The following is a 25,057-nucleotide window of genomic DNA, read 5'->3' as shown; positions in this document are numbered from 1 at the left end:
CCGCCCCCGCACCCACCTGACGCGACGTCACCCGTCCGGCCCGGACGGGTGGGACAGTCCGTCCGGGGCGTGATCACCTGGGCAGGTGCAGCCGCCCCAGCCGCTTCATCCCCAGCCACTTCTCCCCCGGCCCGTGCGACGCCTCGCCGCCTGGTGCCTCGTCGCGCTGCTCGTCATCGGGGTCGCCGCCGTCGGGGTGTGGCTGATCGCCGCCCTCAAGACCGCCGTCACGCCCGTGCTGCTCGCGCTGCTCGGCACCGCGCTGCTCGGGCCGCTGTACCGGCGGCTCATCCGGATGAAGGTGCAGCGGTCGGTGGCCGCCGGGCTGACCTGCCTCGCAGCCGTAGCCGTCGTCGGCGGGGCGGTCTACATCGTGGCCGCCGCGCTCATCGAGTCGGGCGACCAGATCGTGGCCTCGCTCAGACAGGTCGCACAGGACCTCACCAAGCACTTCGGGGCCGCCGGCACCTCACTGGACGACGTGGCTGCCAACGCGCGCAAGCTGCTCAGCAAGTTCGGCGGGACCGCCGCGTCCGGGGTCATCTCCGGGCTCAGCGTGGTCGCCGAGGTGATCGCGATCGCGGTGCTGGCCCTGCTGCTGATCTTCTTCTTCCTGCGGGACTCCCACCGGGCGGTCGGCACCCTGCGCTCCCTCGTGCCCCGCTCCACCGGCGACATGGCGGAGGCCATGGGGCGGCGGGCGTTCGAGGCCGTCGAGGGATTCATGCGCGGCACCACGTTCATCGCGCTGATTGACGCCGTCTGCATCACCATCGGGCTGCTGATCCTGCGCGTACCCGGCGCGATCGGACTCGGGGCGCTCGTCTTCGTGTTCGCGTACATCCCCTATCTCGGGGCGTTCATTTCCGGCTCGGTCGCCGTGCTGGTCGCGCTCGCCGACCGGGGGTTCGTGATCGCGCTCTGGGCGCTCGGGGTGGTGCTGGCGGTGCAGGTGCTGGAGGGGCACGTGCTCCAGCCCATGATCCAGAGCCGTACGGTCCAGATGCATCCGGCGGTCGTGATGCTGACGATCACCGCGGGGGCGAGCATCGCCGGGATCCTCGGGATGCTGCTCGCCGTACCGCTGACCGCCGCCGCGTTCGGGGTGATCGGTGAGCTGAGGAAGCGTTACGAGGCCGAAGGGGAGCCCACGGACGGCCCCGGCGGGATCTCGGCGGGCGCGCCCTCCGGCGGGCCCGGCTCGTAGAGCTCGAACCAGATCGACTTGCCCGTGCCCCGCGGATCCACGCCCCACACGTCCGCGAGCATCTCCATCAGCAGCAGACCGCGCCCCGACGACGCCCACTCGCCGGGCCGCCGCTTGTGCGGCAGCTCGTCGCTCGCGTCGGAGACCTCGACCCGCAGTCGTCTGCTGCCGTGCTCGCCCGCCGCCTCGGCCACCAGCAGCGCGTCGCCGTCGGTGTGCACGAGCACGTTGGTGACCATCTCGGAGACCATCAGCACCGCCGAGTCGACCTGCTCCTCGTCGGCCCAGTCGTGCAGCAGCTCGCGCACCTGGTGGCGGGCGGTCGCGATCCGCTCCGGCTCGGCCTGGGCCACGGCCAGGACCGTACGGCGCGGGGCGCGGCGCGGCGGCCTGCCGTGCCGGGACAGCAGCAGGACCGCGATGTCGTCCTCGCGCCGGTCGGCGAGCGGTCCGGTCGTGTAGTGCGAGGTGGGGCCGTGGACGGCCTGGACGAGGGCGTCCGCGAGCTTCTCCAGCTCCAGCGAGTCGCCCTCGGCGCGGTGCTCCTCCAGCACGGTGCGGATCCGGGCCCAGCCGCTCTCCAGATCGTGCCCGCCGGTCTCCAGCAGCCCGTCCGTGCACATCATGATCGTCTCGCCCGGCTCCAGCATGATCCGGGTCGTCGGATAGTCGCTGTCCGGGTCGATCCCCAGCGGCAGCCCGCCGTCGGTGGGCCTCAGGATGACCGTGCCGTCGGCCATCCGGATCGCCGGGTCGGGATGGCCGGCGCGGGCGATGTCGAGGGTGCCGGTCGCCGGGTCGCACTCCAGGTACAGACAGGTCGCGAAGCGCGGTCCGTTGTACGGCCCGGCCCGCTCGACCACGTCCCCGTCGTCGTACGCCTCGGTCTCGGCGTACTCGTGCAGCCCGACCAGGAACCGGGAGGCGCGCGCGAGCACGGCGTCGGGGCGGTGCCCTTCGGAGGCGTAGGCGCGCAGGGCGATCCGCAGCTGGCCCATCAGCCCGGCCGCCCGTACGTCATGGCCCTGTACGTCCCCGATGACCAGCGCGATCCTGCCGTTCGGGAGCGGTATCAGGTCGTACCAGTCGCCGCCCACCTGGAGGCCGCCGCCGGTCGGCACGTACCGCGCGGCCACCGACATCCCGGGTATGCCGGGCCCCAGCGTCGGCATCATCGAGCGCTGCAGCCCGAGCGAGAGCTCCCGCTCGTTCTCGGCGACCCCGGCGCGGGCGAGGGCCTGCGCCAGCATCCGGGCGACGGTGGTGAGCACGGACCGCTCGTCGGGGCTGAAGGCGACGGGGTGGCTGAAGGCCGCCATCCAGGTGCCCATCGTGCGGCCCGCGACGATCAGCGGCAGGAACGCCCAGGAGTGGCGGCCGAAGCGCTCGATGACCGGCCAGAGGAGGGGGTAGCGCAGGCGGTACTCCTCGGGCGAGGGGACGTACAGCGCCCGGCCGGTACGGATCACCTCGGCGGCCGGGTACTCGGTGTCCAGCGGCATGTCGGCGAACGGGCCCTCGTCCGTCCGGTCGTACCCGTGATGCCCGAGCACCCGCAGCCGGTCGCCCTCGACCCCGAAGACCGCGAGCCCGTCCGGCGAGAAGCCCGGCATGGACAGGGACGCGGCGACCCGCAGCACCTCCGCCGTGGACCGGGCCTCCGCCAGCGCCCGGCCCGCGTCCAGCAGGAACGCCTCGCGCGAGCGGCGCCAGTCGCCGGTGATGGAGGCGTGCGCGGCGGTCGCGCCGGGGACGGGCTCGGCGACCTCCTGGATGGTGCCGAAGAGCTGGTAGTCGCCGCCGGTGGCCTCGGGCTTGGAACGGCTGCGTACGGTACGCAGCACCCGGCCCTCCTCGTCCATGATCCGCAGCCGGGCCTCGGCGAGGGTGCCCTCCGCGACGGCGAGACCGACGATGGCCTTGATCTCGTTCCAGTCGACCGGGTGGAAGCGGGCGCGCACGGCGGCCTCGGAGAAGGTGCCCGCCTGCGCGGGCAGGCCGAGCAGCCGGGCCGCCTCCGCGTCGAGGGTGACCATCCCGGTTGCGTTGTCCCAGCGCCACAGGCCGGTCGCTATCGCGGCCAGGACGTCCTCGGTGCGCATTTTCCTACTGTATTCACGCGCGGCGCGCGGTGACGTGCCGGACCGCCGGCTGGAGCCGAGCCGTGACAGAGATCGGAGCCGAGCCGTAATCCAGAAAGGGGATGCCCTGCCCGGACGGTAACCTGGGTGGGTCTGCCCACATCCTGCGTGGGTCGCCACATCCCCACCGCGACGAAGACTGGATGAACGACGATGCATCGGTACAGGTCCCACACCTGCGGCGAGCTCCGCGCCTCTGACGTCGGTACCGACGTCCGGCTGAGCGGCTGGCTGCACAATCGCCGAGACCTGGGCGGCATCCTCTTCATCGATCTGCGCGACCACTACGGCCTGGTCCAGCTCGTCGCCCGCCCCGGCACCCCCGCCAACGAGGCGCTCAGCCACCTCACCAAGGAGTCCGTCGTCCGCGTCGACGGCAAGGTCTCCGCCCGTGGCGCCGAGAACGTGAACCCCGACCTGCCGACCGGCGAGATCGAGATCGAGGTCACCTCGGTCGAGGTGCTCGGCGCCGCCGCCCAGGTGCCGTTCACGATCAACACGGACGACGGCGTCAACGAGGAGCGGCGCCTGGAGTACCGCTTCCTCGACCTGCGCCGCGAGCGCATGCACCGCAACATCATGCTGCGCTCCGCCGTCATCGCCGCGATCCGCCACAAGATGGTGGCCCTCGGCTTCAACGAGATGGCCACCCCGATCCTCACCGCGACCTCTCCCGAGGGCGCCCGTGACTTCCTGGTTCCGTCCCGGCTGAACCCCGGCAAGTTCTACGCGCTGCCGCAGGCCCCGCAGCAGTTCAAGCAGCTGCTGATGATCGCGGGCTTCGACCGCTACTTCCAGATCGCGCCCTGCTTCCGCGACGAGGACGCCCGCGCCGACCGCTCGCCCGGCGAGTTCTACCAGCTCGACGTCGAGATGAGCTTCGTCGAGCAGGAGGACGTCTTTCAGCCGATCGAGAAGCTCATGACCGAGCTGTTCGAGGAGTTCGGCGGCGGCCGGCACGTGACCTCCCCGTTCCCGCGGATCCCGTTCCGCGAGGCGATGGTCAAGTACGGCTCCGACAAGCCGGACCTGCGCGCCCAGCTGGAGCTGGTGGACATCACCGACGTCTTCGAGGGCTCGGAGTTCAAGGCGTTCGCGGGCAAGCACGTGCGCGCGCTGCCGGTGCCGGGTGTCCAGGACCAGTCGCGGAAGTTCTTCGACGGCCTCGGCGAGTACGCGGTCGAGCAGGGCGCGAAGGGCCTGGCCTGGGTGCGCGTCGGCGAGGACGGCTCGCTGACCGGCCCGATCGCCAAGTTCCTCACCGAGGAGAACGTGAAGGTCCTCACCGAGCGCCTCGGCCTCGCGGCCGGGCACGCGGTGTTCTTCGGCGCCGGTGACTTCGACGAGGTCTCCAAGATCATGGGTGCGGTGCGGGTCGAGGCCGCGCGCCGCTCCGGGAACTTCGAGGAGAACGTCTTCCGGTTCTGCTGGATCGTCGACTTCCCGATGTTCGAGAAGGACGAGGAGACCGGCAAGATCGACTTCTCGCACAACCCGTTCTCGATGCCGCAGGGCGGCCTTGAGGCGCTGGAGACGCAGGACCCGCTGGACATCCTCGGCTGGCAGTACGACATCGTCTGCAACGGCGTCGAGCTGTCCTCGGGCGCGATCCGGAACCACGAGCCGGACATCATGTTCAAGGCGTTCGAGATCGCGGGCTACGACCGGGAGACCGTCGAGCGCGAGTTCGCCGGCATGCTCCGCGCGTTCCAGTTCGGCGCCCCGCCGCACGGTGGCATCGCCCCGGGCGTGGACCGCATCGTGATGCTGCTGGCCGACGAGCCGAACATCCGCGAGACGATCGCCTTCCCGCTGAACCAGAACGCGCAGGACCTGCTGATGGGCGCGCCCGCCGAGGTCGAGGACGCGCGGCTCAAGGAGCTGCACATCAGCCTGTACAAGGGCCCGGCGAAGCCGACGCCGTACAAGCCGACCAAGTAAGGCCGGAGGAGCCCTGGACGCGGGGCTTCGGTGAGGGGCCCGGGACCGACACGGTTCCGGGCCCCTTCGGCTTTCTGGACCGCTTCGTGCGCCCTAACGAGTCGTTCGCGCCCTTCGGGCCGTCGGTGGGCGGCGGGAACGGGAAGTACGGTGAAATGCCCAGCACCGTACAGACCAGAACAGCGGCGCCGCTGCTGGCCGCCGGACTGCTGCTCGTGGCCCTGGGCTGCGAGTCCCCGAAGCAGCCCGGAGCCTCCGCCCGGCCGGGCGCGCCCGCGTCGACGCCCCGCGCCGCTCCCGCCGCGATCCCCGGCCTCGGCCCCGAGATGCGCGAGCAGATCCCCGAGGAGACGGCCCAGGCCGTCGTCGTGACCGGTGAGTCCGAGGACTCCAGCCAGTCCGCCGTCGTGCTGTACGAACGCGATCCGGTGAAGGGCTGGAAGTCCGTCTCCGCGCCCTGGCCCGCCCACAACGCGCTGAAGGGCTGGACCGACGACCACTGGGCGGGGGACCGCCGTTCCCCGGTGGGGGTCTTCGGCCTGACCGACGCGGGCGGCCGGCTGGAGGACCCGGGCACGAAGCTGCCGTACCACGAGTCGGACGAGTTCAACGCGGAGGGAAACGGCTTCCTGGGCGAGCCCCTCGAGGGCTCCTTCGACTACGTCGTCGCCATCAACTACAACCGCGAGTCCGGCACGTCCCCGCTCGATCGGACCCGGCCCATGGGCAGGTCCCGGGGCGGCGGTGTCTGGATCCACGTCGACCACCGGGGCCCCACGCAGGCGTGCGTGTCGCTGACGCTGGACCGGATGCGGGAGCTGCTGCTGTGGCTGGATCCGGGGAAGGAGCCGGTGGTGGTGATGGGGGACGCGGCGACGCTGGCGCGCTGAGCGCGAGGGGCTCCGCCGGGTGGGCGTGGGGCGTGGGCGTCGGCTGCGGCGGGCTCGTGCCCCCCTGCCCGGCCCCGTCCGGCTGGGTCGATGTGCGGCTCCGCCGCGATGGGGGCGCCTGCGGCGGGCTTGTCCCCGCCCCGCCCTCCCCAGAGCTTCGCCTGGGTGGGGGTCCCCCGGCGAAGCCAGGGGGAGTACCCCCATCCCGCGGCGTCGATTTGCGGCTCCGCCGCGTGGGGGGCGCTGCCCCAGGCCCCGCGCCTCAAGCGTCGGCGGGGCTGAAAGGGTCCGGGGGCCTCGCCCCGAGACCCCCGGTACGGCCTTCGGCCGTGTCCTCGAACGCCGGACGGGCTGGAAGTGGGGCGCAGCCCCACAATCCAGCCCGCCGGCGATCGAGGCGCGGGGGTTCGGGGGCAGCGCCCCCGAGTCGGCGCCCCGCGCCCGTGTGCCTCAGTCCTTCTTCGGGTCCTCCAGGCGCGGGAAGAGCACCGCGCCCTTCGTCACCGTCGAGCCCGCCGGGAGGCGGCCCCAGTCGCCCGCGTCCTGGACCCGCTGGTCCGCGAGGGCGCCCAGGGAGGGCTCCGCGCCCAGGGAGTCCCAGAGCTTCTGGGAGGTGTCCGGCATGATCGGGTTCAGGAGCACGGCCACCGCCCGGAGGGACTCGGCCGCCGTGTAGAGGATCGTCGCGAGGCGGGCCTTGCCCTCCTCGGACCCCGCTGCGTCAGCAGCATGGTCGAATGCAGTCTTGGCGACCTTCCACGGCTCCTGCTCCGTGATGTAGCCGTTGACCTGCTTCACGAAGTCGAAGATCGCCAGGATGCCGCCCTGGAAGTCGATCTCCTCGCCGATCTTCCGGTCCGCCTCGGCCACGGCCCTCGCCAGGCCCTCCTGGACGGCCTTCTCGGCGTCGCCGGACGCGGTCGCCTCCGGCAGCGCACCGCCGAAGTACTTGCCGACCATCGCGGCGAGGCGCGACGCGAGGTTGCCGTAGTCGTTGGCGAGCTCGCTCGTGTAGCGGGCGGTGAAGTCCTCCCAGGAGAACGAGCCGTCCTGGCCGAACGCGATCGCGCGCAGGAAGTACCAGCGGTACGCGTCCACGCCGAAGTGCGAGGTCAGGTCCTGCGGCTTGATGCCCGTCAGGTTCGACTTCGACATCTTCTCGCCGCCGACCATCAGCCAGCCGTTCGCGGCCACGCGACCCGGCACCGGCAGACCCTGCGCCATCAGCATGGCGGGCCAGATGATGGCGTGGAAGCGGAGGATGTCCTTGCCGACCAGGTGCACGTTGGCCGGGAAGGTGTCCGCGAACTTCGCCGGGTTCTCGTTGTAGCCGACCGCCGTGGCGTAGTTCAGGAGCGCGTCGACCCACACGTAGATGACGTGCTTCTCGTCCCACGGGATCGGGATGCCCCAGTCGAACGTGGACCGCGAGATCGACAGGTCCTGCAGGCCCTGCCGGACGAAGTTCACGACCTCGTTGCGCGCGGACTCGGGCTGCACGAAGCCGGGGTTCGTGGCGTAGAACTCCAGCAGCTTCGGGCCGTACTCGCTCAGCTTGAAGAAGTAGTTCTCCTCCTTGAGGATCTCCACCGGCTTCTTGTGGATCGGGCAGAGCTTCACACCCTGCTCGTCCTCGATCAGGTCGCCGGGGAGCTTGTACTCCTCGCAGCCCACGCAGTACGGGCCCTCGTACCCGCCCTTGTAGATCTCGCCCTTGTCGTACAGGTCCTGCACGAACTCCTGGACGCGGTCCGTGTGCCGCTTCTCCGTCGTCCGGATGAAGTCGTCGTTCGCGATCTCAAGGTGCTCCCAGAGGGGCTTCCACGCCTCCTCCACGAGCTTGTCGCACCACTCCTGCGGGGTGACGCCGTTCGCCTCCGCGGTGCGCATGATCTTCTGACCGTGCTCGTCCGTGCCGGTGAGGTACCACACCTTCTCGCCGCGCTGACGGTGCCAGCGCGTGAGCACGTCGCCTGCGACGGTCGTATAGGCGTGGCCCAGGTGAGGAGCGTCGTTGACGTAGTAAATGGGGGTCGAGACGTAGTACGCCTTCGCCCCCTGCTTCTCGGATCCAGTGGCCGCCATGGTCGAAATCCTAACGGCCGTTGGGAGATCGACTCACACCGATAAATTTCCGGCATGCGGATACTGGTAGCCGAGGACGAAGAGCCACTGGCGGAGCTGGTCGCCACCGGGCTGCGACGGGCCGGTTTCGCCGTCGACACCGTGTACGGCGGGGACGCCGCCGTCGAGCATCTGGGGCTGTACGCGTACGACGTCGTCGTCCTCGACCGCGATCTGCCGCGCGTGCACGGGGACGAGGTCGCGCGGCAGCTGATCGCGGCCGGATCGCGGACCAGGATCCTGATGCTGACGGCCGCGGCGTCGGTGGAGGACCGGGTGGCGGGGCTCGATCTCGGGGCCGACGACTACCTGGTCAAGCCGTTCGAGTTCCCCGAGCTGGTGTCGCGGGTACGCGCGCTGCGGCGCCGAAGCGCCCGGCCGCCGGTGCCGCCGCGGCTGGAGCGGCACGGACTGCGGCTCGACACGGCGCGGCGCACGGCCCATCGGGACGGCCGGGAGCTGGAGCTGTCCCCGAAGGAGTTCTCGGTGCTCCAGATCCTGCTGGAGGCGGACGGGGCCACGGTGTCGGCGGAGGAGCTGCTGGAGCGGGCGTGGGACGCGCACGCGGACCCCTTCACGGGCGCGGTGCGGGTGTGCATGAGCAAGCTGCGCGGGAAGCTGGGGGAGCCGGGGCTGATCCGCACGGTGCAGGGCGTGGGGTACGTGCTGTGACGCCGTATCCCGGACGTCATCCCGGACGTCTCGGGCCCGGATCGACGATCCGGACGCGGATCGCCCTGCTGTACGGGGCCGTCTTCCTGGCCCTCGGGGCGTGCCTGCTCGCGATCGTGAACCTGCTGTCCCGGGCGGGCACCCGGGAGGAGGCGGCGTCGATCGCGCAACGCGAGCCGGTCACCGTGCACCGGCTGACCGAGGACGTGTCGCAGGCGGCGTCGCAGCAGATGCTGATGTGGTCCTCCCTCGCCCTGCTGATCACGGCGGTGATCGCGGTGGTGGTCGGGTGGTGGATGGCGGGGCGCGTGCTCCGTCCCGTGCACGAGATGACGGCGCAGGCGCGGAGGCTGTCGGAACACGCGCTGGACCGTCGGATCGCCGTGCGCGGTCCCGACGACGAACTGAAGGAGCTCGGCGACACGATCGACGCGCTGCTGGGGCGGCTGGAGACGGCGTTCGACAGCCAGCGGCGTTTCGTCGCGAACGCCTCGCACGAGCTGCGCACGCCGCTGGCGACGCAGCGTGCCGCGATCCAGGTGGGGCTGGAGGACGACTCGCCGGTGAAGCAGGTGCTGCTGGACAGCAACCGGCGCAGTGAGCGGCTGATCGAGGGGCTGCTGGTGCTGGCGCGCGGTGAACGCGGGCTGGCGGCGCGGGAGGACGTCGACCTTGCGGAGGTCGTCGAGGAGGAGTGCGCGCGGTACGGGGTGAGCTGCGCCGTGGCCCCGGGGGGTGCGGTGGTCCGGGGGGACCGGGTGCTGCTGGGCCAGCTGGTCCGCAACCTGGTGGCGAACGCGGTGACGTACAACGTGCCGGGCGGGACGGTGGACGTACGGGTGGCCGGGGGTGACCTGGTGGTCGCCAACACCGGGCCGGTCGTCGCCCGGGAGGACGTCCCCGGTCTCTTCGAGCCGTTCCGGCGGGGGGAAGGGCGGGACCGGATGGGTCCGGGCGCGGGGCTCGGGCTCTCCATCGTGCGGTCGGTGGCCGTGGCGCACGGCGGGCGGGTGGAGGCGGAGCCGGGGCCGGAGGGCGGGTTCGTGGTGCGCGTGAGCCTGCCCTCCGTCCCGTACGCGGACTAGGGCCTGTCTTTCGGATCTTGCCGGGCCGGCCTGACCCAAAAGACAGGCCCTAGGGCCTGTTCAGCCTGATCCGCCGGACAGGCCCTAGCTCTCGCGGCTGTTCAGCCACTCCGGGAAGCCGCCGAGGAGCCCCTTGTACAGCTCCGCGTCGGTGAGCTCGCGAGGGTCGGGGCCCGCGTGGAAGAACGCGGCGTTGTCGGCCTCCAGCTTGCGCAGGAAGTCGAAGCCCTTGGCCTCGTGCTCGCCGAACGCCACGAACTGCCAGAAGATCGGCTTGGCGGCGGCGTCCGCGAGGGCCTGCTTGGCGGGCTGCTTCGCGTCGGGCGCGCCGTCGGTCTGGAAGATCACCAGGGCGGGTCCGTCGGCGCCGGACTTCTCGTAGTGCTCGACGACCTCCTCGACGGCGCGGTGGTAGCTGGTGCGTCCCATGTGCCCGAGGCCGGCGTGCAGCTCGTCGACACGGCCCTCGTGATCGGTGAGGGTGAGCTCCCCGGTGCCGTCGATGTCGGTCGAGAAGAACACGACATGGACGGACGCGTCCTCGTCGAGGTGCGCGGCGAGGGCGAGCACCTGCTCACCGAGCTGCTGGGCGCTGCCGTCCTTGTAGTACGGCCGCATCGACCCCGACCGGTCCAGCACGAGGTACACCTTGGCCCGCGCCCCGACCTGGCCGGCGGCCTTCAGCCCGGCCCCGGCCGCCTTGTACGCCCCGACGAGCCCGGCGGCCCGCGCCTTGACCCGCGCGAGGGAGTACGCGGACTTGCCGGTGGGCTCGGGGGTGGTGGTGTCGTCGGCGACGGCGGGCTCGGCGCCGGCGGCCGCGACGGGCTCCGGCTGGATGTCGTCCGCCGCCGGGGCGGGGGCGGGGACGGGGACGGAGGGCTCGTCGGCCTTGGCGTTGTCCTGCGCCACGGGCTCGTCGGCCTCGGCCGCGGGCTCGTCCGCCGGGGCGGGGGCGTCCGCCTCAGCCTTGGCAGGCTCGTCGGCCTTCGTCTCCGTGGCGGCTTCCGCCTCGGGGGCCGGGACGTCGTCCCCGGTGTTGGCGGGCTCGTCCGCCTCCACGGTGGGGGCGGTGGCTTCGGCCTGGGGTTCTTCCGCCGGGGCGGGTTCGTCGGTCTTGGTCCCGGTGGCGGTTTCCGCTTCCGGGGCGGGGGTGTCCGCCTGGGCCTCGGCGGGCTCTTCCGCCGGGGCGGGGATCTCGGCCTCAGGCTTGGCGGGCTCGTCCACGGGGGTGGGGGTGTCCGCCTCGGTCTTGGGGGCCTCGTCTGCCTCGACGGCGGGGGCGGGGATCTCGGCCTGGGGCTCTTCCGCCTCGACGGCGGGGGCGGGGATCTCGGCCTGGGGTTCTTCCGCCTCGACGGCGGGGACGGGGGTCTCGGCCTTGGGGGCCTCTTCCGTCTCCACGGCGGGAGCGGTGGCTTCGGCCTGGGGCTCTTCCGCCGGGGCGGGTTCGTCGGCCTTGGTCTCGGTGGCGGCCTCCGCCTCCGGGGCGGGGGTGTCCGCCTCGGTCTTGGTGGGCTCGGCGGCCTCCGCGGGTGCCGTGTCGGTGGCGTCGTCGGCCGCCGGGCGGGCAGCCGTGGCGGTCGTCGCGTCCGAGCTGCGGGCCGGGGGGATCGTGGGGCGGGGGGTGGGGTTGTCGAAGGCCGCCGAGACGAGGTCCGCCGCGCGGTCCTCCGGGGAAGCCGAGGAAGCCGAGGAAGCGGCCGGGGAGACCGGCGTCGTGGGGGCCTCGGCCTGGGGCGGGACGGAGGGCGCGGTCGCGGTTGCGGTTGCAGTCGCGGTTGCGGTGGGGGTGGTCGTAGTCGTGGAGGTCGTCGGGGCCGTCGAGACCGGCCCCGTGGAGGAATCGTTGCGCTCCGCACGCTCGCGTCCGAACACCTTGCGCAGCAAGCTCCGAATGCCCATGGGCGAGGCCTTTCGCGTGAAATGGGTGCGATCAATGTCCGGTCCGGGGACGCCTGGGGCGGCAGGCCCGCATCCCTGGCCACGGCGGACACGTAAGGTTAGCCGCCGCCCGTTCCGGAGGGCGGCAACCCCCTCCGATGTCAAGACCGCCTCGGTCGGCCCATATTCATCGGGCGTTCACTGAACCACCCCCATCCTGCACACGTGGAGCCCTAGCGTCACGGCCGGACACATTCCGACACGATGTCGGCGCAGGGCGCGCCGAAGTTATTGGGGGAAGAAGTGCGCAAACTGCTGCCGCTGCTCGGCTCGAACCACGCGGGCGGCCGGTCCGCCCTCACCTGTCGTTACCGCTGTGGTGACGCCTGCTTCCACGAGGTGCCGAACACCAGCGACAACGAGTACGCCGGCGACGTCATCGCCGGAGCGCTGTCCCGTCGTTCCATGATGCGCACCGCCGCCGCCGCGACCGTCGTCGCCGCCGCGGGCAGTGCCGTCCTCGCCCAGGGCGCCCCGTCCGCCGAGGCGGCGCCCGCCCTCGGCGCCCCCGCGAACGGCCACGGCAGCCACGGCGGCAGCGGCCGCGCCGCCCGGGGCCTTCGCTTCACCCCCGTCGCCCCCAACACCGCCGACCAGGTGACCGTTCCCGACGGATACACCCAGAACGTCGTCATTCGCTGGGGTGAGCCGATCCTCCGCGGCGCGCCCTCCTTCGACCCGGACAACCAGACCGCCAAGGCACAGGCCGGGCAGTTCGGGTACAACAACGACTTCCTCTCGCTGCTGCCCCTGGACGAGCACGGCCGCCAGGTCCTCGTGGCCAACCACGAGTACACGGACGAGCAGCTCATGTTCAAGGGCTACGACGCCGCCAACCCCACCCGCGAGCAGGTCGAGATCGCCTGGGCCGCGCACGGCCTGTCCGTCGTGGGAGTCCAGGAGGAGCGCAGGAGCGGCAAGCTCACGCCCGTCACCCGCCACTGGCTCAACCGCCGGCTGACCGCCACGAGCGAGTTCCGGCTCACCGGCCCGGCCGCCGGCAGCGCCCTGCTCAAGACGTCCGCCGACCCGACCGGCACCAAGGTCCTCGGCACGCTGAACAACTGCGCCGGCGGCACCACCCCCTGGGGCACCACGCTCCACGGCGAGGAGAACTTCAACCAGTACTTCGCCAACGGCACCAGCGCGACCGACAAGCGCTACGGCCTCGGCAGCGGCGCGACCGAGCGCAAGTGGGAGCGTTTCGACAAGCGCTTCGACGCCGCCCAGGAGCCCAACGAGTCCCACCGCTTCGGCTACGTCGTCGAGCTCGACCCGTACGACCCCGACTCCACCCCGCGCAAGCGCACCGCGCTGGGCCGCTTCAAGCACGAGGCCGCACAGCCGCGCCTGACCCGCGACGGCCGCCCGGTCGTCTACATGGGCGACGACGAGCGCTTCGACTACTTCTACAAGTTCGTGTCGAGCAAGCGGATGAAGAAGGGCAACAGCCGCGCCGCCCGCGAGCACAACCTCACGCTCCTCGACGAGGGCACGCTGTACGTCGCCAAGCTCACCGGCGACTCCCCGGCCGCGGAGATCGACGGCACCGGCAAGCATCCGAACGACGGCGAGTTCGACGGCACCGGCGTGTGGATACCGCTGGCCACCGGCAACACGTCGCACGTCCCCGGCATGACCGCCGAGGAGGTGTACGTCTTCACCCGCCTGGCCGGTGACAAGGTCGGCGCCACGAAGATGGACCGCCCCGAGGACGTCGAGCCGAGCCCCCGCACCGGCCGCGTGTACGTCGCCCTGACGAACAACACCAACCGTGGCAAGGGCACCAACCCGGGCGCCGACGAGGCCAACCCGCGCAACCTCAACAAGCACGGCCAGATCCTGGAGCTCGCCGAGAACTGGGACGACCCGGCGTCCGACGGCTTCGCCTGGCGGCTGTTCCTGGTCGCGGGCGACCCGAACGACCCGGCCACGTACTTCGCGGGCTACCCGAAGGACAAGGTCAGCCCCATCTCCTGCCCGGACAACGTGGCCTTCGACCCGCACGGCAACCTGTGGATCTCCACCGACGGCGCCCAGCTCGGCTCGCACGACGGCCTGTTCGGTGTCGCCACGCAGGGCGAGCGGCGCGGTGAGCTGAAGCAGTTCCTGACCGTCCCGAAGGGCGCGGAGACCTGCGGCCCGATCATCCAGGACCGGCGCGTGATCGTCGCCGTGCAGCACCCGGGTGAGATCGACGGCGCGTCCGTCGAGAAGCCCGCCTCGGTGTGGCCGGACGGACCGGGCAGGATCGTGCGCCCGTCGGTCGTCGCCGTCTACCGCGCGGACGGCCGCGGCATCGGCGTCTGACTCCCGTGACACGGGTCCCGGCCACTCCCGCCGGGACCCGTAGGGGTCTCCACCTGCTGGTTCTCGAAGTCGGGTAAGTGAGCGTAACTATGTATAAGTGAGTGTCGTCGTCAGAGCGTGAATCTGACGGAATGGGCGAAGACGCAGGGCGTGCATCCGCAGACCGCGTATCGCTGGTTCCGTGAGGGGACGTTGCCGGTACCGGCACAGCGGGTCGGGCCACGCACGATCCTGGTGAACATCGACGCGAGCACCACGCCCGAGGCCATTGGAGGTCTGGGCCTGTATGCCCGCGTGTCCTCGCACGAGCAGAAGACCGATCTGGAACGCCAGGTCGCTCGGCTGTCGGCGTGGGCAGTGGAGGCCGGCCACCGGGTCGTTCGTGTCGAGGCGGAGATCGCTTCCGGGATGAACGGCTGCCGTCCCAAGGCCCGGCGTCTGCTGGCCGACCCGAACGTGACCACCGTGGTGGTGGAGCACAAGGACCGGCTTGGCCGGATGAACGTCGAGCTTGTCGAGGCCGTCTTGTCCGCGACGGGCCGTCGCCTGCTGGTGCTGGACGACGGCGAGGTCGAAGACGACCTGGTGCGGGACATGGTGGAGGTACTGACCTCGTTCTGCGCCCGCCTGTACGGGCGCAGGTCGGCGAAGAACCGCGCCCGCAAGGCACTGGAGGCCGCCGAACATGGCTGACCTCCGCCCGATCGCCGCGCCGTTCATCGCTCTCGGCCCGTCCGGTGTGGCGGTCCGTGACCGCCTGAAGCACCTGACGCCCGAGGACGAGAAGGTGTTCAGGCTGGTGGGTGCGCACCTGGGATCGCTCGCGTCGAAGGACCTCAAGGCCCGCTGCGCTGACGGGCCCCAGAACTCCGCCGACACGTGGGCGGCGCGGAAGCGGGAGTTGACGGCCCAGTCGTCCTCGCGGTGGGCGGGAAGTATCACCAAGGCCGCGCACGACCAGTGGGCGCTGGCCCGGCGCGGGCAGGCAGCGCATATGCAGTCTCTCGAAGTCGGCGTCCAGGCGATCCGGCACCGCCTGTCGCTCCCGGTCGGCGAGAAGGGCGGCAAGCGCGCTCCGGGCGGCTACCGCTCCGCCCGTGAATGGTTTCACAAGACGCGCCGCCTTCGTGTCCTCGAAGACCGGCTCGCCACCGTCCGCGCCGACTGGGGGAACGGGGTCGTCCATGTGGTGCGGGGCGGTAAACGTCTACTCAACACCCGCCACCACCTCGACGAGGCGCAGCTCACCGAGGCCGAATGGCGCGAACGCTGGGAAGCCGGGCGCTGGTTCCTTCAGGCCGACGGCGAGTCCGGGAAAAGGTTCGGCAACGAGACGATCCGTATCTCGCCCGAGGGCGAGGTGTCGATCAAGCTCCCGGCCCCGCTCGCCGGTCTGGCCAACGCTGCGCATGGCCGGTACGTACTCGCCGCGAAGGTGCGCTTCGCGCACCGGGGCCAGGAGTGGGCCGACCGTGTGGAAGCGAACCGGGCGGTCGCCTACCGCATCCACCACGACACGAGGCGTGGGCGCTGGTATGTGACGGCCTCCTGGCAGATCCCGCCGACCAAGACCGTCCCGATCGAAGCAGCCCTTGCCCACGGCGTGATCGGTGTGGACACCAACGCCGACCACCTGGCCGCGTGGCGCCTCGATGCCCATGGAAACCCGATCGGTCGGCCCCGCCGGTTCGGCTACGAGCTGTCCGGCAGCGCAGACCATCGTGACGCCCAGGTGCGGCACGCCCTGTCGAGGCTGCTGAACTGGGCCGAGTCCTGCGGTGTCACAGCCATCGCGGTCGAGGACCTCGACTTCACGGCGGACAAGACCAGAGAGAAGCACGGGAGCAGGCGCCGCTTCAGGCAGCTGATCTCGGGCATGCCCACCGGCCGCCTGCGTGCCCGGCTGACCTCGATGGCCGACCAGACCGGCATCTCGATCATCGCCGTCGATCCGGCGTACACCAGCAAGTGGGGCGCCCAGCACTGGCAGAAGTCGATGCCCACCCCCACCCGTAAGACCACCCGTCACGATGCCGCGAGCATCGCGATCGGGCGACGCGCCCAGGGGCATCCGATCCGGCGACGGACGACACCGCCCCGTGCACACCAGAGCGATGTGCACGGGCATCGGACCGTCCAGGCCGACCGGCGTGCCCCCGGGCGTGAGGGACCCCGCCCCCGCATTCCCGGACCACGGACACGATCCGTGCCGCCGGACGCGGCGAGTACGCGGGTGACCAGGACATCCAAAACCGTTCGGGATGTCCGCAGTGAGCAGGTATGGGTACAGGACTCACTCCTGCTCACTGATGAGGAACGGTGTCCTACGTGACGCCCGTCGACCGGCGGAAGCGGACGTACTGCTCCGCCGGATCACCCGTGTACGACCACGGCACCCGGGCCGCCCGCGTGCCCAGCATCGTGAACAGCCTGCGGGCGGTCTCGCGCTCGCCCGCGTAACAGGCCGCGTGGGCCAGATAGTTGAGCTCGAGGATCTCCTCCGGCCGCAGCGGGCCGTTCGCGCGCCCGCCGATCCACCGCTCCCAGGTGCGCCGGACCTCCGTCACCGCCAGCTCGTGCTTCCAGTGCTGGCCGAAGTCGCGGACCACCGCCCGGCCCCGGGCGCCCTCGGCCGCGCACCGGAACTCCTCCACGCGCGCGATCTGCACCAGCACCGGCAGCGGGGAGCCGGGCCGCGCCGCACCGGCCGCGTCGCGCGCGACGTCGTACATCGCGCCGTGCGTGCCGTGCCACCGCGCCGACCAGTAGCGCATCAGCTGCACATGACCCTCGATGTTGTCGGGGTCGCGCCGCCGCAACTCCGACCACCACCCGCGCAGTTCGCGCCGCCCCACGCCACGCTCGTACAGCCGCGCCACGGTCAGCAGCGACACCCACGGCATCGGGTCGGCGGGCGCCGCCCGCGCCGCGCCCAGGCAGGCCGTCACCGCCCCGTCGAGCCGGCCGCGGTCCAGCGCGACGCCCCGGCCAGCCGCGATGGCCTGGTCGAAGACCCGCACCACCTCGGTCGCCGCCCGCAGTACCGCCGCGTCCGGGTTGTCCGGTTCGGCCGCCCGCCAGGCCTCGACCGCCGAGCTGCCGGCCGCCGCGTGGGAGAGCTGGCGTATCCGGTGCGTGCGGCGCGGCCAGTCGGTGCCGGTGGCGTACAGCAGATCCCGTACGCCCTGCCAGCGGCCGATCACGATGTCGTGGCGGGCCTCGGTGAGCGGGCGGTCGCCGAAGTCCGGGTCGAAGACGGGCTCGGAGCGGCGACGGGCGGCGGCCATGGCTGTCTGCTTTCTGCTGGACTTGCTGGAGGGAAGCGTCGGAACCGTCAGAAGCGTCGGAACCGTCAGAAGTCCGTGGCCAGCGACTCGCGGTGGCCGGCGCGCCTGCCGGACGCGGAGATCTCGTACTGTGCCGCCGCCTCCATCGCCCGCGCCGCGTCCAGTCTCGCGGGCCGGTAGTACGCGCTTCCCCGCCGCCAGTACCAGAGCATCGGCACCACCCCGGCGGCGAGCCCCCCGACGCCGATGGCGATCGCCGCGTCGTTCATCTCGCCGAGCGACGCGAAGAAGGTCCAGAACATGAAGGCCGAACCGAGCAGCGGCCAGACGCCGCCGAGGAGGAAGTCGCGTACGGACGTCAGCAGCATGCGGCGGTACGCGACGACCGCCGCGATCCCCGCGAGGCCGTAGTAGACGGCGATCTGGAGGGAGATCGCGTTCACCGCGTGGAAGAGGATGTCGCCGACCGTGCCGAGCGCGGTCGAGGCGACGAACATCGCGAGGGCGACCGCGCCGACGACGGTGATCGCCACCCAGGGCGTGTTCCAGCGGCGGTGCACCCTGCCGAGCGCGGCCGGCATCGTACGGTCGCGGCCCATCGCGAACAGCGACCGAGTGACCTGGATGAGGGTGGTCTCCAGGGTGGCGACGGTCGACAGCATCACCGCCACGATCAGCACCTTCCCGCCGACGCCGGGCCAGATCACGGCGCCCAGCACGCTGAGGACGCCCGCGCCGCCGGCCTCGATCTGCTCGCTGGTGAGGATGACGTTGACGGCGATCGTGAACGCCTCGAAGAGGAGGAAGACGATGCCGATGCCGACGAGGGCGGCGAGTCCGGCCGTCCTGCGGCTGTCGCGCGTCTCCTCGCTGAGGTTGCTCGTGACGTCCCAGCCCCAGTAGTAGAACGCGGCGATCAGCGTGCCGGAGGCGAATCCCGAGGCGCCGTCGAAGTGCGAGAAGCCCAGCCAGGACCAGTCGAAGGCGTGCGCGGAGCCCGTGTGGAGGAGGGCGGCGAGCACGAAGAGCAGCAGCAGGGCGAGCTCCACGCCGGACATCAGCAGCTGGGCCCGTACGGTCAGCCGGGCGCCGCCGAGGACGACGAGCAGCATGGCCAGGAACCAGCAGGCGCCGGTGGCCGCGGCGAGCGCGGTGTTCGAGGCGAGGGCCGGGTCGAAGAGGGCGAGGGTCATCGCGCCGGCCGGGAGCGAACCGGCCACCATGAAGATCGTCGCCGAGATCACCAGAGCCCAGCCGGAGAGGAACCCGAGGAAGGGGTGCAGAGTGCGGCCCACCCAGGAGTAGCTGGCCCCGGCGTTGACGTCGATCCTGCCGAGGCGGCTGAAGGCCAGCACGATCCCGAGCATCGGTATCGCGCAGAAGAGCAGCGCGGCGGGGCTCGCGAGGCCCACGGCGCCGGCCAGCACGGGGGTGGTCGCGGCGAGCGAGTACGCGGGGGCGCTGCCCGCCACCGCCATCACGATGGTGTCGAACGTGCCGAGGACATTGGGCTGGAGCCCTCTGCTGGAGTTGCTGCTCATCGAATGTCCTTGCGCGGCAGGGCAAATGGCGGAGGACGCATCGTAGTCCGCCGTCGTAGAGTCGGTGCCATGGCGGATGACGGAGGGAACGCGGGCACCGTACGGGTCGACAGCTGGATCTGGTCCGTGCGGCTGACCAAGACCCGCTCGGATGCGGCGGCGGCCTGCCGCGGCGGTCACGTCCGCGTGAACGGCGAGCGCGTCAAGCCCGCGCACGCGGTGAAGGCGGGCGACGAGGTACGGCTGTTCCACGCCGGCCGGGAGCGGGTGGTGGTGGTCTCCCGCCTGATCCGCAAGCGCGTGGGCGCGCCGGTGGCGACCGAGTGCTACGTCGACAACAGCCCGCCGCCTCCGCCGCGCGAGTTCGTGGCGCCGATGGGCGTACGCGACCGCGGCGCGGGCCGCCCGACGAAGCGCGAGCGTCGGGACATGGACCGGCTGCAGGGACGGTAGGGCGAGGGGCGCGGAGCGGGGGCCGCTGCGCGGGGCCTTTCTCCCCGCCCCGCCCCTTCCCGAAAACTGGGGGCAAGCCCCAGACCCCCACAACCAGCCCCGCCGGCGTTTGAGGCGCGGGGGTTCGGGGGCGGAGCCCCCGCAATGGGGGCTGGGGCGGAGCCCCGGTTCGGGAAGGGGCGGGTAGGGGAAGGAGCCCGCCGCAGGCGCCGCGCCCCCGGCCCACTCGCCCCCCACCGCGCCCCGCCCTCACCGCGCCCCCGCCATCACCCCCGCCGCGGTGACGCGATCGCTCTCGCCGCCGTCACCTCCTGGCGCAGCGCCGACAGCACGCTGCCCTCCTCACCCCGCAGATCCGCCCGCACCTCGTACAGCTCCTCGCTGGAGCGGATCCCCTCCGACAGCTCACGCAGGTGCCGGACGACGTCCGTGACCTCGGAGGGGGCCGGGGCCGCGGCCCCGTGCGTCACCCGCACCCGCGCCGCCGTCGTGACGTCGGCGATGCGCTCGACCGCGACGACCAGCGGCCACCACGCCGCCGCCCGCGTCCCGGTCGGCGGCGGCTCGGTCAGGGCGCGCTGGAATTCGGAGCGCACGGCGGACAGCTCGCGGTACAGCCGGCGCCGCGCCCGCGCCCGTTCCCCCGGGTCGCCGTCGAAGGAAAGCTCCACGTACTGTGCCGCGTCCGCGACCGAGTCCGCGAGGCGGTCGCCGATGCGGCTGTGCCAGCTCTCCGGCCAGAGCAGATAGCCCGCGACGAGCGCGATCGCGCAGCCGATCAGGCTGTCGACGAGGCGCGGTACGAGCAGCGCGGTGCCCTGGCGGTTGATCAGGTCGGACAGCAGCAGGATCACGGGGGTGATCGCCGCGGTCTGGAAGGCGTACCCCTTCACGGAGAAGGCGGGGATCAGCGCGGCGAGCAGCATCATCACGGGCACGTCCCACCAGCCGCGCGGCACCTCCGCGAGGACGGCCGCCGCGACGACGAGACCCGCCGCCGTGCCCAGCGCCCGCAGCACGGCCCGCGAGAAGACCGAGCCGAAGTCGGGCTTGAGGACGAAGGTGACGGTGAGGGCGACCCAGTACGAGCGCTCCACCGTGACCAGGGAGACGAACGACTGGGCCAGTCCGATGCAGAGCGCGAGGCGGAGCCCGTACCGCCAGGAGGTCTCGGAGAGCAGCACGTTGCGGGCGGTGCGGCGGGCCCGGATGTGCAGGGCGGCGGGGCGGCCGAGGCGGTCGTCCACGTTGTCCGGGTCCGGGTCGGTGTCGTGGACGACGGTGGCGGCGTAGCGCAGGGCCTGGTCGACGGCCCGTTCCGAGGGGGTGTGGGGGGCCGGGAGGTCAAGGTCGGGGGCGCCGGTGCGGCCCGCCTCGACGGCGTCCGCGAGGCCGCGTACGGCCGCGGGGATCGCGTCGGGGAGCGGACGCCCCCGCAGATGCGCGGCGGGGGCGGCCTCGACGATCGGGATGACGGCGTTGAGCTGGGCGAGCAGCCGTACGAGGGACGGATTGCGGCCGTGGTCGCGGGTGCGGCGGGCGAGGATCAGGTCGTAGGAGGTGTTGAGGGACGTGGTGACCGCCTGGCGGCGCTCGTCGTAGGTGGCGGCCGTCACGCGCCCGCCGCTGCCAGCAGATCGGCGACCGAGCGGTAGGTGGCCGCGACCGCCGACCGTTCCGGCACGCCGCCGCGCAGCGGCCAGCCGAGGAGGGCGAGGGCGAGCACGAACAGGCCGCCGAGGCCGAGCAGGAGCGGGGCCTTCCACCAGGGGGCGGGCATCTGGAGCCCGGCGCCGACCACCGCGTTGAGCAGGAGCAGCAGTCCGGATACGGAGGCGACCGCGCCGATCGACGAGATCATGCCGGAGACGAGCGCGACGGCGGTGAGGACGCCGACCGCGGCCCAGCCCTCGCCGTACACGAGCGTGCCGAGCGTGACGCCGAGGGCGCCGAAGAGCTGCGGGACGGCGATGTTGAAGAGCCGCATCCGGTACGCGTCGGCGGTGTCGCCGATGACGCCGGACAGCGCGCCCATCGATACGAGCGCCCCGTACACCGGCTCGTCCATGGCGAAGCCGACGGCGAGCGGGGCGGACAGGGCGATGGCGGCGCGGGCGACGGCCGCCCAGGGGATGGGCGCGGGCTGCGGCCGCAGGCCCGCCGTCAGCCACGGGGGCGGAGCCAGTCGCGCCATCGCCGTCACCCCCCGTCGCCCGTGTCGCGCGCGTCGCCGGTGTCGCGCGCGTCGCCGGTGTCGCGCGCGCCGCCCGTGTCGCGCGCGTCGCCCGCGTCGCGCAGTTCGAGCGCGACGAGCAGCGCGCGGTGGTCGGTGTCGGCGAGGTCGAGGAACCGGGCGCCCGTGACGCCGAAGTCCTCGCTGACGAGGACGTGGTCGATCTGTGCCCCGAGCGGCCTGGGGGCGGTGGCGGGCCAGGTCGGGGTGCGCGACGCCCCCGCGAGGCGGGCGCTGTCGTGCAGATCGCCGGCGTCGAGGAGGCGGCGGAAGGCGGCGTGGTCCTGGGTGGCGTTGAAGTCGCCCGCGAGGATGGCCGGGCGGTCCTTGTGCGCGGTGGCGTAGGCGCTGACGAGGCCGAGCTCTTCGCGCCAGGCGTCGACGCCGCCCGGGATGGGCGGCAGGGGGTGGGCCAGCTGCAGCTGGACGGTGCGGCCGCCGATCCGCGCCTCGGCGCCGGGCATGGCCAGTACGCCCCGGATGCCGGGCGCTGGCGTGAGGGGGTGGGCGGAGAGGATCGCCGAGCCGCTCGCGAACTCGCCCTCGACGACGGTGCGGTACGGGTAGTCGGCGCGCGGGATCCGGCCGGCGAGGGCCTCGGAGCAGGCGCGGGCGCACTCCTGGACGAACACCAGGTCCGGCTTCTCGCGCCGGACGGCGGCGACGAGGTCCCCGGTCGCCTGCCCGAACTCCACGTTGGCGGTGAGGACGCGCAGCCGGGCGACGACGGGGCCGTGCGGCGTGCGCGGGTCGGTGTCGTACGGCTGTACGTACCAGCTGGTCGCGGTCAGGACGACCAGGGCGCACGCCACGAGCCCGCGGTGCCGCGCGAGGGCGGCGAGCAGCAGCCCGAGCCCGGCGGGCACCAGCATCCACGGCAGGAACGCGAGCAGCTGCGGCACGGGCGTGATCCCGTCGACACCGACGATCCTGCACCCGACGACGACCCCCGCTCCGGCGAGCGCGACGCCGGCGCCCCGGCTGCCGGCCCGCCGCCAGGGGGAGCGCCGGGGCGGCCCGGCGCTCGCCCCAGGGCTGTCGGCGGGCCCGGCCGTCGCCTCGGGGCTGTCGGCGGGTCCGGCGGGCGTGGATCCGACCGGGGGCGGGACCTGCGCCCCGGGGCTGTCGGCGGGCCCGGCGTGGGCCGTGGGAGTGGTGCCCCGGTCCTCGGGGTCGCCGCTGTGCGGAAGGTGCATGACTCTCGAACGGCCGGCGCGGTCGAAGAGTTCGGCGGCCACCGTACGGCTCAGTGGCGCAGGGCCCGTGCGATCTCGGCGGTCGTCGTGCCGGACAGGTCACGGTTGCTGCGCGCCGTGCCGGCCTGGGACCCGCCCGAGGGGACCGCGTCGATGGTCAGGACGACGGCGTCGAGGAGGTTGCCGTCCGGGTCCCGGAAGTTGACCTGAATCGTGTAGTCCGCGGCTTTTTCGGTGGTGTTCGTCGCGGTGATCATGGCGGTCGTGCGGCCGTCCTTGTCGACCTCGGTGGGGCCGGCCCGTACGTCCCCCTTGGCGTTGATGCCGTCCCGCACCTCGGCCATCTGCGACTCGACCGCTTCGCTGATCTTCTCCGTGGCCCGGGACACCACCGACTCCGGTGTCTCGCCACCCTCCTCCGAGCAGCCCCCCGCTCCCGCCGCGATCGCGACGGCGATGACCGCCACCGCGAACACGGCGGCCTTGCGTATGCCACGTATCAGTCCCATGGGGCCACCCTGCGCCCCACCCCCGGTCCCGGCGACCGGAGAGCGCCCATGCGCGCTACGGCGGCGCCATACGCCACTCCCCTTCATGTACGTCGAACCGGTTGCCGACCCGCGCCGTACGTACGGGGTAAGAAGCCTCGACTCGTGTGGAGGGCAACGAAGATGACGGACCGCGCGGCACGTGAGGCCCTGGTGCGGGAACACATGGACAGCGAGAACCGGCACGAGTTCGACGCGACGCTGAAGACCTTCGGCCACCCCCGCTACGAGATCGTGGCCACCGGCCAGGTCCACGACGGCCCGGCCGAGGTCGCGGCGTACTACCGGGCCACCCGCACGGCCTTCCCGGACCAGCGCAACGAGCTCGTCTCGCTGCGCCACGCCGACGACGCGGTCTTCGTCGAGTTCGACCTGCTCGGCACCCACCTCGGTGAGCTGTACGGGTTCCCGCCCACCGGGCGCTCGTTCCGCTGCCGGATGCTCGCGGTGTTCCTCTTCGAGGAGGAACGAGAGGCGGGGCGAGAGGAAGAGCGACTCGTCTGCGAACGCGTGTACTTCGACACCGCGACCGTCCTCACCCAGCTCGGCCTGATGCCGGGTCTCCCCCTGTGAGCACGACCCCCGGCACCCCTGGGCGGCGCCCCGCCACCACCGTCCACCACCTCGACTGCGCGCCCATGCGCCCCCTCGGCGGCGCCCCGCTCGTCGGGCACTGCCTGCTGGTGGTGACCGGCGACGGACTCGTCCTCGTCGACACCGGCCTGGGCGTGGCGGACGTCTCCGACCCGCGCCGCCTCGGCGGGGTGTTCCGCCGTACGATGCGGCCGCGGCTGGACCTGGCGCGTACGGCGGTCCACCAGGTCAGGGCGCTCGGATACGACCCGCGCGACGTCCGGGACATCGTTCTCACCCATCTGGACCTGGACCATGCCGGTGGTCTCGCCGACTTCGCGCAGGCACGGGTCCATGTGATGGCGGACGAGTACCGCGCGGCGATGCGCCGCGACACCCGGCTCGAAGCGAACCGCTATCGGCCCGCTCAGTGGGCGCACGCCGTGGACTGGGCCGTCCACGACACCGCCGACTCGGACTGGCTGGGCCTGCCCGCCTCCCGGGTGCTGCGCGACCCCGGCATCCTCCTGGTGCCGCTGCCCGGCCATACCCGGGGCCACAGCGCGGTCGCCGTCCAGGAGCCGGACCGCTGGCTGCTGCACGCGGGCGACGCGTACTTCTTCCACGGCGAGATGGACCCGCGCCGGCCGCGCTGCCCCCGCGCGGTCGCTCTCCACCAGCGGCTGGTCGCCGACGACCACGAGCTGCGCCTGATCCAGCTGGAGCGGCTGCGCGAGCTGCGCCGGGCGCATCCCCAGCTGATCCGCGTCTTCTCGGCCCACGACGCGCGGGAGTTCGCGCTGCTGGCTGCGGGGGGCTAGTGACCTGGTTTTGAGTCCGTGGGCCGCCACATGAGTCGCTCCCTGTTTCAGATTGCGGTGTTTGCCTGCGGTTGCCGGTGTCCGGGCGCTG

At 72.4% G+C, this 25,057-nt stretch carries 18 protein-coding genes and 1 pseudogene; 11 read left to right on the top strand and 8 right to left on the bottom strand.

Annotated features, from left to right (window positions below; genetic code table 11):
- Positions 1-133: 133 nt before the first annotated feature.
- Positions 134-1,207 carry an AI-2E family transporter gene (locus tag ABT342_RS29455; protein ID WP_351580480.1) on the top strand — a complete coding sequence of 358 codons (1,074 nt, stop codon included), beginning with the start codon at positions 134-136 and terminating at the stop codon, positions 1,205-1,207.
- On the opposite strand, the gene ABT342_RS29450 is transcribed toward ABT342_RS29455, so the two are convergent.
- Positions 1,129-3,309 carry an ATP-binding SpoIIE family protein phosphatase gene (locus ABT342_RS29450; protein ID WP_351580477.1) on the bottom strand — a complete coding sequence of 727 codons (2,181 nt, stop codon included), beginning with the start codon at positions 3,307-3,309 and terminating at the stop codon, positions 1,129-1,131. The genes ABT342_RS29455 and ABT342_RS29450 overlap by 79 nt on opposite strands.
- A 192-nt stretch (positions 3,310-3,501) precedes the next feature.
- On the opposite strand from ABT342_RS29450, the gene aspS reads away from it, so the two are divergent.
- Both aspS and ABT342_RS29440 read left to right on the top strand, forming a co-directional pair.
- Positions 3,502-5,289 carry an aspartate--tRNA ligase gene (gene aspS, locus ABT342_RS29445; RefSeq protein ID WP_351580474.1) on the top strand — a complete coding sequence of 596 codons (1,788 nt, stop codon included), beginning with the start codon at positions 3,502-3,504 and terminating at the stop codon, positions 5,287-5,289.
- A gap of 155 nt (positions 5,290-5,444) precedes the next feature.
- Positions 5,445-6,179, top strand: coding sequence for a hypothetical protein (locus ABT342_RS29440; protein ID WP_351580471.1), 735 nt, complete (start codon positions 5,445-5,447; stop codon positions 6,177-6,179).
- A gap of 450 nt (positions 6,180-6,629) precedes the next feature.
- Here the strand turns inward: ABT342_RS29440 and metG are convergent, their stop codons facing one another.
- Positions 6,630-8,264: a methionine--tRNA ligase gene (gene metG / locus ABT342_RS29435; protein ID WP_351580467.1), complete on the bottom strand. Its 1,635-nt coding sequence runs from the start codon at positions 8,262-8,264 to the stop codon at positions 6,630-6,632.
- A 54-nt stretch (positions 8,265-8,318) separates the two neighbouring features.
- Here metG and ABT342_RS29430 point away from each other — a divergent pair, with 54 nt between their 5' ends.
- A complete protein-coding gene (locus tag ABT342_RS29430; RefSeq protein ID WP_351580464.1) occupies positions 8,319-8,975 on the top strand; it encodes a response regulator transcription factor in 657 nt (218 codons plus the stop codon).
- On the top strand, positions 8,972-10,060 hold the full coding sequence (locus tag ABT342_RS29425; RefSeq protein WP_351580461.1) for a sensor histidine kinase: 1,089 nt from the start codon (positions 8,972-8,974) through the stop codon (positions 10,058-10,060). Before ABT342_RS29430 ends, ABT342_RS29425 begins: the two co-directional genes overlap by 4 nt.
- 84 nt (positions 10,061-10,144) lie before the next feature.
- Here ABT342_RS29425 and ABT342_RS29420 read toward each other — a convergent pair whose 3' ends face one another.
- Positions 10,145-11,965, bottom strand: coding sequence for a VWA domain-containing protein (locus ABT342_RS29420; protein WP_351580458.1), 1,821 nt, complete (start codon positions 11,963-11,965; stop codon positions 10,145-10,147).
- Positions 11,966-12,247: 282 nt separating this feature from the next.
- Between ABT342_RS29420 and ABT342_RS29415 the strand changes: the two genes are divergently transcribed.
- The 3 genes from ABT342_RS29415 to ABT342_RS29405 all read left to right on the top strand — a co-directional run bounded on the left by ABT342_RS29415 (position 12,248) and on the right by ABT342_RS29405 (position 16,646).
- On the top strand, positions 12,248-14,314 hold the full coding sequence (locus tag ABT342_RS29415) for a PhoX family protein (RefSeq protein WP_351580599.1): 2,067 nt from the start codon (positions 12,248-12,250) through the stop codon (positions 14,312-14,314).
- A 117-nt stretch (positions 14,315-14,431) separates the two neighbouring features.
- Complete coding sequence (locus ABT342_RS29410) at positions 14,432-15,007, top strand: IS607 family transposase (protein WP_351580455.1); 576 nt, start codon at positions 14,432-14,434, stop codon at positions 15,005-15,007.
- A complete protein-coding gene (locus ABT342_RS29405; RefSeq protein ID WP_351580452.1) occupies positions 15,000-16,646 on the top strand; it encodes an IS200/IS605 family accessory protein TnpB-related protein in 1,647 nt (548 codons plus the stop codon). The genes ABT342_RS29410 and ABT342_RS29405 overlap by 8 nt, the downstream gene beginning before the upstream one ends.
- Here ABT342_RS29405 and ABT342_RS29400 read toward each other — a convergent pair.
- Together ABT342_RS29400 and ABT342_RS29395 are read right to left on the bottom strand one after the other, a co-directional pair.
- Positions 16,639-17,601, bottom strand: coding sequence for a hypothetical protein (locus tag ABT342_RS29400; protein ID WP_351580450.1), 963 nt, complete (start codon positions 17,599-17,601; stop codon positions 16,639-16,641). The two genes, ABT342_RS29405 and ABT342_RS29400, sit on opposite strands and share 8 nt — an antisense overlap.
- A 65-nt stretch (positions 17,602-17,666) precedes the next feature.
- Positions 17,667-19,142, bottom strand: a complete 1,476-nt coding sequence (locus tag ABT342_RS29395) for an APC family permease (protein ID WP_351580447.1) — start codon at positions 19,140-19,142, stop codon at positions 17,667-17,669.
- Between the two features lie 69 nt (positions 19,143-19,211).
- Here ABT342_RS29395 and ABT342_RS29390 point away from each other — a divergent pair, with 69 nt between their 5' ends.
- On the top strand, positions 19,212-19,595 hold the full coding sequence (locus tag ABT342_RS29390) for an RNA-binding S4 domain-containing protein (RefSeq protein ID WP_502965635.1): 384 nt from the start codon (positions 19,212-19,214) through the stop codon (positions 19,593-19,595).
- 266 nt (positions 19,596-19,861) lie between these two features.
- Here ABT342_RS29390 and ABT342_RS29385 read toward each other — a convergent pair.
- From ABT342_RS29385 to ABT342_RS29375, 3 genes and pseudogenes are all read right to left on the bottom strand, one after another.
- A pseudogene (locus ABT342_RS29385) lies at positions 19,862-21,789 on the bottom strand (FUSC family protein).
- Between the two features lie 5 nt (positions 21,790-21,794).
- Positions 21,795-23,066: an endonuclease/exonuclease/phosphatase family protein gene (locus ABT342_RS29380; RefSeq protein WP_351580441.1), complete on the bottom strand. Its 1,272-nt coding sequence runs from the start codon at positions 23,064-23,066 to the stop codon at positions 21,795-21,797.
- Positions 23,067-23,074: 8 nt separating this feature from the next.
- A complete protein-coding gene (locus ABT342_RS29375; protein ID WP_351580438.1) occupies positions 23,075-23,533 on the bottom strand; it encodes a hypothetical protein in 459 nt (152 codons plus the stop codon).
- A gap of 162 nt (positions 23,534-23,695) precedes the next feature.
- On the opposite strand from ABT342_RS29375, the gene ABT342_RS29370 reads away from it, so the two are divergent.
- Complete coding sequence (locus ABT342_RS29370; RefSeq protein ID WP_351580435.1) at positions 23,696-24,145, top strand: ester cyclase; 450 nt, start codon at positions 23,696-23,698, stop codon at positions 24,143-24,145.
- Entirely contained in the window at positions 24,142-24,966 is an 825-nt protein-coding gene (locus ABT342_RS29365) for an MBL fold metallo-hydrolase (protein WP_351580432.1), read from the top strand. The genes ABT342_RS29370 and ABT342_RS29365 overlap by 4 nt, the downstream gene beginning before the upstream one ends.
- The last annotated feature ends 91 nt before the right edge of the window (positions 24,967-25,057 follow it).

It is taken from the genome of Streptomyces sp. NPDC000410 (assembly GCF_040300305.1).
In the GTDB taxonomy this organism is placed as follows: Bacteria; Actinomycetota; Actinomycetes; order Streptomycetales; family Streptomycetaceae; genus Streptomyces.
Note: the sequence above shows the minus strand (reverse complement) of the source record. Positions and strands in the feature narration are given on the sequence as shown.